Annotated in this window: 10 protein-coding genes and 1 pseudogene; 8 read left to right on the top strand and 3 right to left on the bottom strand. The window is 39.6% G+C overall.

Annotation, left to right across the window (positions count from 1 at the left end; translation table 11 throughout):
• Positions 1–102: 102 nt before the first annotated feature.
• Positions 103–3,552, top strand: a complete 3,450-nt coding sequence (gene pyc / locus LIS78_RS06910) for a pyruvate carboxylase (protein ID WP_252284864.1) — start codon at positions 103–105, stop codon at positions 3,550–3,552.
• Between the two features lie 39 nt (positions 3,553–3,591).
• Here pyc and LIS78_RS06915 read toward each other — a convergent pair whose 3' ends face one another.
• On the bottom strand, positions 3,592–4,494 hold the full coding sequence (locus tag LIS78_RS06915) for a COX15/CtaA family protein (RefSeq protein ID WP_252284865.1): 903 nt from the start codon (positions 4,492–4,494) through the stop codon (positions 3,592–3,594).
• Positions 4,495–4,998: 504 nt separating this feature from the next.
• Here LIS78_RS06915 and cyoE point away from each other — a divergent pair.
• The 6 genes from cyoE (at position 4,999) to ctaG (ending at position 10,983) form a co-directional block, all read left to right on the top strand.
• The gene (cyoE, locus tag LIS78_RS06920) at positions 4,999–5,937 is read left to right on the top strand and encodes a heme o synthase (RefSeq protein WP_252284866.1); all 939 of its coding nucleotides are present in this window, start codon (positions 4,999–5,001) and stop codon (positions 5,935–5,937) included.
• A 137-nt stretch (positions 5,938–6,074) separates the two neighbouring features.
• Positions 6,075–7,130 carry a cytochrome c oxidase subunit II gene (coxB, locus tag LIS78_RS06925; RefSeq protein WP_252284867.1) on the top strand — a complete coding sequence of 352 codons (1,056 nt, stop codon included), beginning with the start codon at positions 6,075–6,077 and terminating at the stop codon, positions 7,128–7,130.
• Positions 7,131–7,164: 34 nt separating this feature from the next.
• A complete protein-coding gene (gene ctaD, locus LIS78_RS06930) occupies positions 7,165–9,030 on the top strand; it encodes a cytochrome c oxidase subunit I (protein WP_013082312.1) in 1,866 nt (621 codons plus the stop codon).
• Positions 9,030–9,650, top strand: coding sequence for a cytochrome c oxidase subunit III (gene ctaE, locus LIS78_RS06935; RefSeq protein WP_013056081.1), 621 nt, complete (start codon positions 9,030–9,032; stop codon positions 9,648–9,650). The genes ctaD and ctaE overlap by 1 nt, the downstream gene beginning before the upstream one ends.
• A gap of 4 nt (positions 9,651–9,654) precedes the next feature.
• Positions 9,655–9,987, top strand: a complete 333-nt coding sequence (gene ctaF / locus LIS78_RS06940; RefSeq protein ID WP_195780784.1) for a cytochrome c oxidase subunit IVB — start codon at positions 9,655–9,657, stop codon at positions 9,985–9,987.
• Between the two features lie 57 nt (positions 9,988–10,044).
• Complete coding sequence (gene ctaG, locus LIS78_RS06945) at positions 10,045–10,983, top strand: cytochrome c oxidase assembly factor CtaG (RefSeq protein WP_195780783.1); 939 nt, start codon at positions 10,045–10,047, stop codon at positions 10,981–10,983.
• On the opposite strand, the pseudogene LIS78_RS06950 reads toward ctaG, so the two are convergent.
• Positions 10,964–11,178, bottom strand: a pseudogene (locus LIS78_RS06950) (hypothetical protein). The gene ctaG and the pseudogene LIS78_RS06950 overlap by 20 nt on opposite strands.
• A 129-nt stretch (positions 11,179–11,307) precedes the next feature.
• Positions 11,308–11,667 carry a YugN family protein gene (locus LIS78_RS06955; RefSeq protein WP_252284868.1) on the bottom strand — a complete coding sequence of 120 codons (360 nt, stop codon included), beginning with the start codon at positions 11,665–11,667 and terminating at the stop codon, positions 11,308–11,310.
• A 185-nt stretch (positions 11,668–11,852) separates the two neighbouring features.
• Between LIS78_RS06955 and LIS78_RS06960 the strand changes: the two genes are divergently transcribed.
• The gene (locus LIS78_RS06960) at positions 11,853–12,272 is read left to right on the top strand and encodes a CBS domain-containing protein (protein WP_195780780.1); all 420 of its coding nucleotides are present in this window, start codon (positions 11,853–11,855) and stop codon (positions 12,270–12,272) included.
• Positions 12,273–12,274: the final 2 nt, after the last annotated feature.

Raw genomic sequence — 12,274 nt, forward strand, 5'->3', positions numbered from 1 at the left:
AAATTTATTGGAATTTTATCATTTTCCATTGATTTTTGCTTTTCTTTTATCCAATTTTGCTATATATTGAAGTTTATACGAAATTGAGAGGAGATTAGCAACATGAGTTTTGTAACTAAAAAAATCAAAAAAGTATTAGTAGCAAACCGAGGAGAAATTGCGATTCGTGTATTTCGAGCATGTACTGAACTGAATATTCGGACTGTTGCAATTTATTCTAAGGAAGATGCAGGTTCTTATCACCGTTACAAAGCGGATGAAGCCTATTTAGTAGGAGCGGAGAAAAAACCGATTGATGCTTATTTAGATATAGAAGGCATCATCGACATTGCTAAGTCTCATGATGTAGATGCTATTCACCCTGGCTATGGTTTTTTGTCAGAAAATATCCAATTTGCGAAACGTTGCGAAGAAGAAGGCATTATTTTTATTGGCCCAAAATCCAAGCATCTTGATATGTTTGGCGATAAAGTAAAAGCACGTCATCAGGCTATTCAAGCAGATATTCCCGTTATTCCTGGTACGGATGGTCCTATTGATTCAATTGACGAAGCAAAAGAATTTGCTAATCAGCATGGATATCCTCTAATGATCAAAGCGGCTTTGGGCGGAGGCGGTCGAGGCATGCGTATCGTTCGCGATGCAGATAGCCTGAAAGAATCGTATGATCGTGCCAAATCAGAAGCAAAAGCGGCTTTTGGTAATGATGAAGTGTATGTCGAGAAATTAGTTGAAAACCCAAAACATATTGAAGTGCAAATTTTAGGTGATGAACAAGGAAATGTTGTGCATCTTTATGAACGCGACTGTTCTGTGCAGCGTCGTCACCAAAAAGTAGTAGAAGTAGCACCAAGTGTTTCTATAGATGAAGACTTACGTTTCCGCATTTGTGAAGCAGCTGTGCAGCTGATGGAAAAAGTGCAGTACATAAATGCTGGTACAGTAGAATTTTTAGTATCAGGAAACGATTTTTATTTTATTGAAGTAAATCCGCGTGTTCAAGTAGAGCACACAATTACTGAAATGATTACAGGTATTGATATCGTTCAATCGCAAATTTTAATTGCAGACGGCTACGCGCTTCACAGCAAGGAAGTGTCCATTCCTGCACAAGATCAAATTCACGTACATGGATATGCGATTCAATCTCGTGTAACGACAGAAGATCCGTTAAACAATTTTATGCCGGATACGGGTAAGATTATGGCTTATCGTTCTGGTGGCGGTTTTGGCGTACGCTTAGATACGGGAAACAGCTTCCAAGGTGCTGTAATTACGCCTTATTATGATTCACTGTTAGTAAAAGTAACAACATGGGCATTAACATTCGATCAAGCAGCATCAAAAATGGTGCGGAACTTAAAAGAGTTTCGTATTCGTGGAATTAAAACAAATATTCCGTTCCTTGAAAATGTAGTAAAACATGATAAGTTCTTAACAGGGGCTTATGATACATCATTTATTGATACAACGCCTGAACTTTTTGTTTTCCCGAAGCGAAAAGACCGCGGAACTAAAATGCTTACATACATTGGGAATGTTACGGTAAACGGATTCCCAGGTGTATCGGAAAAGAAAAAGCCAATCTTTACGAAACCGCGCGTTCCGAGTGTGGATATAAGCCAACCAATTCAAAACGGAACAAAGCAGATTTTAGATGAAAAAGGCGCTGAAGGGCTAGTAAATTGGGTAAAAGAACGCAAGGAAGTGCTATTAACGGATACAACCTTCCGTGATGGCCATCAGTCTCTTTTAGCAACGCGTATTCGTACAAACGACTTAAAACAAGTAGCTAACCCAACTGCACGCTTGCTTCCAGATTTATTTTCTATGGAAATGTGGGGGGGAGCAACGTTTGATGTCGCTTATCGATTCTTAAAAGAAGATCCGTGGGATCGCTTGCTTACTTTGCGTCAACAAGCGCCAAACGTTCTTTTCCAAATGCTTCTTCGCGCGTCAAATGCGGTTGGATATAAAAACTATCCTGATAATGTAATTAAGGAATTTGTTGAAAAATCAGCTTATGCAGGTATTGATGTTTTCCGTATCTTTGACAGCTTAAACTGGGTGCAAGGAATGACTCTTGCAATTGACTCCGTTCGTCAAACAGGAAAGATTGCAGAAGCAGCGATGTGTTATACAGGTGATATTTTAGATCCGACGCGCCGTAAGTATGATTTGGATTACTACAAAAACTTAGCAAAAGAGCTTGAGCAGTCTGGAGCACATATCCTGGGCATTAAAGATATGGCGGGTCTTTTAAAACCACAGGCAGCTTATGATTTAGTATCGGCTCTAAAAGAAACGGTTGATATTCCAATCCACCTTCATACGCATGATACAAGCGGAAACGGTGTATACACGTATGCAAAAGCAATTGAAGCAGGTGTAGACATTGTAGACGTAGCCGTAAGCTCAATGGCAGGCTTAACGTCTCAGCCAAGTGCTAACTCTCTTTATTACGCATTAGAAGGTGCGGACCGCAGACCAAATCTAGATATTAAAAATCTAGAAGAGCTTTCTTACTATTGGGAAGACGTGCGAAAATATTACCAAGACTTCGAAAGCGGCATGAACGCTCCTCATACGGAAGTGTACGAGCATGAAATGCCAGGCGGTCAATATAGCAACTTACAGCAACAAGCAAAAGCAGTTGGTTTAGGAAACCGCTGGGATGAAGTAAAAGATATGTATTCACGCGTGAATTTGTTATTTGGTGATATTGTAAAAGTTACGCCATCATCAAAAGTAGTTGGAGATATGGCATTGTTTATGGTTCAAAACAACTTGACAGAAGAAACGCTGTTTGAGCGCGGTGAAACGCTTGACTTCCCGGATTCAGTTATTGAATTGTTTGAAGGGTATTTAGGGCAGCCTCACGGAGGATTCCCTAAAGAGCTTCAGCGCATCATTCTAAAAGGCAGAAAACCTATTACAGTTCGTCCTGGAGAACTGTTAGAAGATGTGGACTTCGATGCAGTGAAAGAAAAGCTATTTAAAGACTTAAATCGCCAAGTAACGAGTTTTGATGCCATTGCTTATGCGCTGTATCCAAAAGTATTTATGGATTATCATAAAGCAGTCGAACAATACGGGGACATTTCTGTTCTTGATACACCGACTTTCCTATACGGCATGCGTTTAGGAGAAGAGGTTGAAATTGAGATTGAAAAAGGAAAAACCTTAATTGTTCGCCTTGTATCCATTGGAGAACCGCAGGCAGACGGTACGCGAACAGTATACTTTGAATTGAACGGTCAGCCTCGTGAAGTCGTGATTAAAGACGAAAGTGTCAAAACAACCGTTACGGCAAAACAAAAAGCCGACCAAGGAAATCCGGCCCACATCGGCGCTTCAATGCCTGGAACCGTTATTCGAGTAGTAGTAGAAAAAGGCGATAAAGTCTCAAAAGGTGATCACTTAATGATCACAGAAGCAATGAAAATGGAAACAACCGTGCAAGCACCATTTGACGGCGTGATTAAACAAGTACACGTGTCGAATGGAGATGGCATCCAGCCGGGAGATTTATTAATTGAATTAGAAAGCTAATCAAAAAAGGTACGAGCTCTGAGCTCGTACCTTTTTTGATCAATTATGTGTATGACGCGTTGCAAGTAAGGTTAAGTAGCTTAATACACCGAATAGGAAAGAGATAATTAAAGAATGAGCAAGCGCGAGCTCTAGCTGCAAACGTGTGACAACAACAAGCATACCGGAAACTGCCTGAAAAATAACTAGAATGAGGGCAGCTAACCATCCGTAAAAAATATTTTTTTGATGACGATAATATTTAACTGCATGGATAAAGGCAGCTAAAATCCATACAAACGTTAAAACAGCAGCGAATCGATGTCCCATTTGAATCCACTGATTCAAATCAACAGGTAGCCAACCGTTTCCGTGTGAACAAAATGGAACGTCTGGACAAGCTAAGCTAGCTTCTTTATGGCGAACAAGCGCGCCTGTGTACACAACGGCATATGTGTACAAGATAACCCCGTAAATATGTTTTTTCATTTTAGAGCCTAGCTGCATATTAGTTGCATCGAGCTTTTGATCCACTTCAAAGATAATAAGTGTTAACAGCAGCACAGAAGCAAACGAAATAAGAGAAATACCAAAATGAAGAGCAAGCACTGCATCTGACTGCCCCCACATAACGGCAGCGGCCCCAATTAATGCTTGCAGTACTAGGAAGAAAAAAGAGATAAACGCTAAAGGTCTAACTTCTTTTATATGCCCTAGTGAAATCCATGCCCATACGCATAAAGCGAGGACAAGAAAGCCCGACACGCCAGAAACTAAGCGGTGGCTTAATTCAACAACGGTTTCAAATGTTAAAGGGTCAGGAATGAGCTGTCCGTTACACAGAGGCCAAGAATCTCCGCACCCGTCTGCTGAACCAGTTTTCGTAACAAGGGCACCGCCAAGTAGAATAAGCAACATGGCCATGCTCGTCACAACGGATAAAAATTTTAATCCAAGTCGCACAATAATCACCATCCTAAAAGCAAAGTAAGTAATATAACGAGCTAAACAATTTATCCTAATCTTTTTGTATATTAAACATAAATTTTATTTATTCTCCATAAACTTGATTGAATTTGTTATAATGGTAGAAAGTGTAAGGTTTGTTCATGAGTTTGACTCTGCAGATATGTAAAAGGTACCGTACAGAAAACTATTTTACTTGCAGAAATATCTTTTAACAAGTGACAGGGACATGCATTTAGCTCATGACAAAAAAAATCCATATTTTTTTCATGAATTCTTCACAAAGTAACGGCAAAATATGGTTTAATAAACATGAGAAATAGATATTTCTCTACTATTTTATCGTTTACATGTGAAGCTTTTAAGTAGTTTTGGTGAGAGGAATATGCCTTCTTTGTGAACAAAGAGGAGATTTTTGTAAAAATATGTTGAAAACGCCTTCATTTATAGACTCTTTATTTACTAGATAAAAGTCTGTGGATGAGTAAAGGAGGAAGCGCCATGGAAGATTCAAAAATGGTGGAAGATTCAACGCTTTCTGCATCGCCTAACACAGCTCATGTAAGCGAAAATAGTTCCATTTGGTCAGATTTTTTAGCTACGATTAAAATTGGAATAGTCAACTCAAATTTCATCACCACCTTTACTGGTTTTTGGCTAGCTCTTTTCTTCAACGAACAACACTTCTTAGAAAACCTGGATAAAGCATTTTTTACTTTAATAGGTTCTTCACTTATCATCGCCGGTTCATGCAGTTTGAACAATTACATAGATCGTGACATTGACCCTCTAATGGAACGAACAAAGGGACGACCTACAGTGACAGGGAGTTTTACACCTTGGACGGTCCTTGGGATTGGAATCGGTTTTACGTTAACCGGCTTGCTTATGCTACTAGTTGTTTCTTCCGTAGCCGCTCTCATCGGATTAGCAGGAATACTTACATATGTAGTTTTTTACACCATGTGGTCCAAAAGACTATACACAATTAATACAGTAATCGGAAGTATATCAGGCGCTGTCCCGCCTTTAATTGGATGGGCCGCTATCGATCCCAATTTACACGTAGTGGCTTGGGTATTATTTCTAATCATGTTTATTTGGCAGCCGCCTCACTTTCTAGCTCTTGCTATGCGAAGATGTGAAGAATACCGAGCAGCGGGAATCCCTATGTTGCCTGTTGTGCACGGTTTTGAGCTTACAAAACGACAGATTCTCATTTGGATTGCTTGTTTGTTGCCATTACCTCTTTATTTATACGAATTAGGTACTCCATTTCTAATTTTGGCCACTGTTTTAAACATAGGATGGCTATTTTTAGGATTTGCTCAATACAATAAACAAGAAGACACAAAGTGGGCTAGCATGATGTTTGTCTACTCACTAAACTATTTAACTATTTTATTTGTCTCAATGATTGTCGCAACGCTTTTTGCCTAGATAAAATCTTTCACTGAATGCGGCACTGCACAAGGGGGATTTCTTCTACATGTAGAATTCATTATAGAAGGAATAAGTTTTATGCTCAAGAGGGCATAGATGAAATCACGTCAATGAAAGAGAGGTTGGGGAATGGTATGAAAAAATGGCGATTGAACTTTCGTGTTTTGTCGTTATTTACGCTGCTTGCATTCGTGTTATCGGCCTGTGGAAAACCGTTTTTGTCAACACTTAAGCCTGCAGGTGAGGTAGCTGAAGAACAATATTCGCTTATGCTGCTTAGTACAGCCATCATGGTTTTAGTTATTATTGTTGTCACCATTATCTTTATATTTGTTATTCTGCGCTTTCGTCGTCGTAAAGGCGAAGAAAATGTGATTCCAAAGCAAGTAGAGGGAAGCAGAAAGTTAGAAATTATATGGACAGTGATTCCTATCTTGCTGCTGATTATTTTGACTGTTCCAACGGTCATCTCAACATTTAAGCTAGCGGATGTAAAAGGAATGAAGGACAAAGATGCTGTCGTAGTAAATGTACGCGCTAACTTGTACTGGTGGGAATTTGAGTATCCTAATCAAAAAATTATTACATCGCAAGATCTAGTTGTTCCAACGGATAAAAAAGTCTACTTTAATATTAAAGCTTCTGACGTCAAGCACTCATTCTGGATTCCTTCAGTTGGAGGAAAGCTCGATGCTAACACAGAAAATGATAATAAATTCTGGCTAGTGTTTGATTCTAAAAAATCGAAGGAAGCTAACGGGGTTTTCTACGGAAAATGTGCTGAGCTTTGCGGTCCATCTCATTCCCTTATGGACTTTAAAGTACGGGCTGTATCAAGCGATGAATTTGATGCGTGGGCGAAAGATTTGAAAAAGGCAAAGCCTGATGTAGAAACAGCATCCGCAAAAGCTGGTCAAGAGGTCTTTAATGAAAGCTGTATCGGATGTCATGCTGTTGACGTCAAAGATAATCGTCCAGAGCAAGCTCGTCAAGCACCAAACTTAGCCGGTTTTTCTGAACGTGAGCGTGTAGCTGGAGTGCTTCCTCACAACAAGGAAAATATCAAAAAATGGTTAAAAGACCCTGAAAAAGTTAAGCCGGGTAATAAGATGAGTGGTACATATCCTGACTTAACAGATGAACAAGTGAATGAGCTAGCAGACTATTTAATGAGTTTAAAAGAAAAATAAACGTCCAGTCGTTTTTAAAAGGGGAGGTTTAGCGATGAGTACACTCAGTCAAAAGAAGGGTGTAGGTGGAACAATTTGGGACTTTATGACAACCGTTGACCATAAGAAAATCGCCATTCTTTATTTAATTGCCGGCGGTATCTTTTTTCTAGTCGGAGGAGTGGAAGCGCTATTTATACGTATTCAGCTGGCTATACCAAGCAATGACTTTGTCAGTGCAGGAACGTATAATGAAATTTTAACAATGCATGGAACAACGATGATTTTCTTAGCCGCAATGCCGCTTCTTTTTGCGATGATGAATGCAGTTGTTCCACTGCAAATTGGAGCTCGGGATGTAGCATTTCCATTTTTAAATTTGTTAGGTTTTTGGTTGTTTGCCTTTGGGGGACTCTTTTTAAATCTAAGCTGGTTTTTAGGAGGAGCACCTGATGCAGGTTGGACATCATATGCTTCGCTGTCTATTGCATCACCTGGTCACGGAATTGATTTTTATGCGATAGGTTTGCAGATTTCCGGAGCCGGGACATTGATTTCAGGTATCAACTTTCTCGTGACAATCATTAACATGAGGGCGCCAGGTATGACTTATATGCGTATGCCGCTGTTTACGTGGACGACGTTTGTTGCATCAGCTCTTATTTTGTTTGCGTTTCCAGCACTGACGGTTGGATTGTTTTTAATGATTTTTGACCGCTTGTTCGGGGGAAACTTTTTTGACGCCACAATGGGCGGGAATACCATTATATGGGAACACCTTTTCTGGATATTCGGTCATCCGGAAGTATATATTTTAATTCTTCCAGCGTTTGGTGTTTTCTCTGAAATTTTACCTACTTTTTCAAGAAAGAGATTATTCGGTTACTCGTCGATGGTTTTTGCTACCGTATTAATCGGATTTTTAGGGTTCATGGTGTGGGCTCACCACATGTTTACAACCGGACTTGGTCCAATTGCAAATGCCATTTTTGCTGTCGCTACGATGGCTATCGCCGTTCCAACTGGAATTAAAATTTTTAACTGGTTGTTTACGCTTTGGGGAGGAAGTATTGAGTTTACGTCTCCAATGCTGTATGCTGTCGCCTTTATTCCATCATTTGTTATCGGGGGAGTAACAGGAGTTATGGCAGCTGTAGCACCTGCAGATTATCAATTTCAAGATTCTTATTTTATCGTTGCCCACTTCCATTACGTTATCGTAGGCGGTGTCGTATACGCTATATTAGCAGGTGTCACATACTGGTGGCCAAAAATGTTTGGGAAGATGTTAGATGAAAAGTTAAGCAAAGCAACGTTCTGGCTCTTTTTGATTGGTTTCCACTTAACATTCTTTATTCAGCATTTCTTAGGCCTAATGGGGATGCCTCGCCGTGTATGGACGTTCTTGCCTAATCAAGGTCTCGACCTTGGGAATGCAATCAGTTCATCAGGAGCTGCTTTCATGGCGGTTGCTACGCTCATTTTACTTGTTAATATTATAAAAACAACTGCCAAAGGACAAAAGGTAGGAGGAGACCCTTGGGGAGACGGACGTACATTAGAATGGGCTATTTCATCTCCGCCTCCAGAGTATAACTTTAAACAAACGCCGCTTGTACGCGGGTTAGATGCATATTGGATTGAAAAAATGGCAGGAAATAAAGAAATGACGCCAGCCGAACCTCTTGGTGATATTCATATGCCAAACTCGTCGTTTATTCCATTTATGATATCGCTTGGAATGTTTATTGCAGGGATTGGCTTTTTGTATCGAAATGATCATGCGTGGGGAGATATTGTAGGGATTATCGGAATGATCGTCATGTTTTTATCGATGTTCTTCCGTTCATGGATTGATGATCACGGCTTTCATATTCACAAAGAAGACTTAGTTGATGATGACAAGGAGGCGAAGATGTAATGGAGACTGAACAAAAGCTAACTGCTGAAACTTTCCCTGCTTCGCCTGAAAAAGCAACGCTTGAAGGGAAAAATAAATTTACTGGCTTTTGGCTCTTTTTAGGCGGAGAGACGGTTTTGTTTGCTTCACTTTTTGCTACTTATTTAGCTTTGCGTAATTCAACGATGTCAGGACCTAAGCCAGAAGAATTGTTTGATATTAAGCTTGTTTTTGCAGCCACCATGATTTTATTAACAAGTTCACTAACAAGCGTATATGCTATGTATCATATGAAGAATTTTGAATTTAAAAAGATGCAGCTATGGTTAGGCGTTACGTGGCTTTTAGGTTTAGCTTTTTTAGGACTAGAAATTTATGAGTTCAGGCATTATGTTCATGAAGGACATACGTTTACAAGCAGCGCATTCGGTTCTTCTTTCTACGCGCTGGTTGGGACACACGGAGCTCACGTAACGTTCGGATTGCTTTGGATTGGTTCTTTGATGATTCGAAATGCGAAGCGGGGGTTAAACTTATATAACGCTCCTAAATATTATGTCGCAAGTTTATACTGGCACTTTATCGATGTTGTGTGGGTCTTTATTTTCACGGTCGTATATTTAATGGGAATGGTGGGATAAGCTGATGACGACAAATCAATCAAACTCAGATAACCCAAGGCTCAATTTAGATTATCGTAAGAAAAGAAACGCAGAAGATATGAAGATGCAAGTTATCTCTTTTGTGATGATGTTGTTTTTAACACTAATTGCTTTTTTTGCGGTTTATCAAGAGTTTAGCGGATGGTACATTATGCCGGTGATTGTGCTCTTGGCGGTTGTTCAAGTCATCTTTCAACTTTATTATTTCATGCATATGAACCACAAAGGACATACCATACCAGCATTTTTCTTGTATTCAGGTGTATTGGTAGCTCTTTTAACCATTTTAGCTTTTGTAACCATTATTTGGTGGTAAAGAGAAGGGCTGGCATGCGCCAGTCCTTTTCATCATCTGTAGAAGGAGGAATAGACGTTGATTAACAATTTGCAGATGTTTGGTTTTGAAGCACTTTGGAGTCCTTACTATTTTTTAACCATTTGTCTGGTGACCGTCTTATATTTTTTCATCGTTGGTAGATGGAGAGGGAATTTTATAGGAGCGGAGGCTGTAAGCAGAAAAACAAAAGCGTATTTTGTTATCAGCATGGTTCTTTTATATATATGTAAAGGAGGACCCGTAGATTTACTAGGGCATTTTATGTTTAGTGCTCATATGACGCAAATGGCAATCGTTTACTTGGTGATTCCTCCGCTTTTTATTTTAGGAATTCCGCCGTGGTTAGCTCGTTCTGTTATTTATGTAAGAGGGGTTAAACCTGTTTTTAAATTCTTTACAAAGCCCTTAATTGCTCTACTATTATTTAATGGGTTATTCTCTTTGTATCATATTCCGCTGCTTTTTGATTTTATTAAAACGGATATGACGCTCCACGGAATAGTGAGTGTTGTATTATTTATCGCTGCATTTTGTATGTGGTGGCCACTCGTTAATCAGCTAGAAGAAGAACAAACGCTAAGTTCTTTAAAAAAGCTTGGGTATATTTTTGCAGATGGCGTACTCCTTACTCCAGCGTGCGCGCTGATTATTTTTGCAAATCACTCTTTATATGCGACGTATACAGACTCAAGCGCTTGGGTACAAGCTCTTTCTCTTTGTGTACCGCCTTCTATGATTGCAAGTTTAGGGCAGCTTGCTCCCGAGATGTTTAATACACTGCCTCCCGTGGAAGATCAGCAGCTAGGCGGCGTTATTATGAAGATCATTCAAGAAATTGTGTATGGAACGGTTTTAGGCTTTATTTTTTTTCAGTGGGCTCGAAAAGAACGAGAGAAAGATACGTACATGCCTGATTTTAGTGAACGTCAAGATATAAAATCAAAGGAGATTCCATCTACTCCTCCCTTGAAGTAAAAACAGATTGCGACATAACTACATCAATCCAATCTAAAGACAAACAAATGGGATAAAGGAGCTGAACCGCTTGTGACACCGCTGTTGATTTCCGTGCAAGGCTTTGCTTTCCGCAGGCGGCCGATGAACCTCCTCGTTCGGGGTCTCACCTGTTCCGCTTTTCCCACAGGAGTCTTCGCCTTGCTCTCCAATCAACAGCTAGAAGCAGCTACACGAAACCTACGTTCAATATGACAACAAAAAACGAACTACCAATCAATAATTTTGATTAGTAGTTCGCATTTAACTTCAACTAACATACTTTTGTCTCAGCCTCTTTTACTTCTATAGCTGAACGGTTTCAAGCTGTGATTTGATTTGTGTTAATATCTTTTCACACTGTTCTACAAGGGATGGCGGGAAATATTCTCTGTCTCCATATTCTACACCGTGAGGATAATAATGTTTGCCTAGTAGAGGTGTCATAAGGTGAATAACAGCATGCCTGCCCCCTACATCGCCTGAAATAGCATGTCCTTGGACTCGCAAATAGAAGGCATCCCGCTGAAACTCGAATTTTCGATCGTACGTGACGCGTTCATAATCCCATTGTCCGGCGCGGACCAGACCAAATTGATGCATAATCTCATCTAATAAATCTAAATCAATCTTTAATGAATCAAATTTTGCATATTCAAATTTCATATGAACTCCCTCCCAAAACAGATATACCCCAACTAAATCATAAGCCGAATGGATAAAACTTGCAATATCTAATAAGGAAAAATGTAAACGTTATCTATTTTTATTTAAACGTTTTAAATACGAAAGTTTACTAAAAAGTTGGTCACACTATAAAACGAACACACTATGTAAAGGAGGATAAAACAATGAAAACTGTACAAGAGGTAATGACAGCTGATACGGAAACATGCACCACGCTCGATAACGTATATGAAGTGGCAGTGAAAATGAAGGAATGGAATGTAGGCGCAATTCCAATTGTCGATAAGGATCAGCTAGTAGGAATGATTACAGATCGAGACTTAGTTATAAGAGGCATTGCAGAAAAGAAGCCAAATTCAAGTAAAGTAACGGATGTTATGAGTGAAGAGCTTATAACTATTACAGCGGAAGCCTCTGTAGATGAAGCTTCTAAGCTTATGGCTCAACATCAAATCCGTCGTCTTCCTGTTGTGGAAAATCAAAAGCTAGTAGGGATTGTATCGCTAGGTGATTTATCAACGTTTCGCTATGCAAATGAACGTGCAGGAGAAGCTCTCTCAGACATTTCAGAACAAACGCATTAAAA

The organism is Priestia megaterium (genome assembly GCF_023824195.1).
GTDB lineage: Bacteria > Bacillota > Bacilli > Bacillales > Bacillaceae_H > Priestia > Priestia megaterium_D.

Coding starts and splice junctions, on each gene's coding strand:
- pyc (WP_252284864.1), top strand. CDS start 103: ATGAGTTTTGTAACTAAAAAAATCAAAAAAGTATTAGTAGCAAACCGA.
- cyoE (WP_252284866.1), top strand. CDS start 4,999: ATGGAAGATTCAAAAATGGTGGAAGATTCAACGCTTTCTGCATCGCCT.
- coxB (WP_252284867.1), top strand. CDS start 6,075: ATGAAAAAATGGCGATTGAACTTTCGTGTTTTGTCGTTATTTACGCTG.
- ctaD (WP_013082312.1), top strand. CDS start 7,165: ATGAGTACACTCAGTCAAAAGAAGGGTGTAGGTGGAACAATTTGGGAC.
- ctaE (WP_013056081.1), top strand. CDS start 9,030: ATGGAGACTGAACAAAAGCTAACTGCTGAAACTTTCCCTGCTTCGCCT.
- ctaF (WP_195780784.1), top strand. CDS start 9,655: ATGACGACAAATCAATCAAACTCAGATAACCCAAGGCTCAATTTAGAT.
- LIS78_RS06955 (WP_252284868.1), bottom strand. CDS start 11,667: ATGAAATTTGAATATGCAAAATTTGATTCATTAAAGATTGATTTAGAT.
- LIS78_RS06960 (WP_195780780.1), top strand. CDS start 11,853: ATGAAAACTGTACAAGAGGTAATGACAGCTGATACGGAAACATGCACC.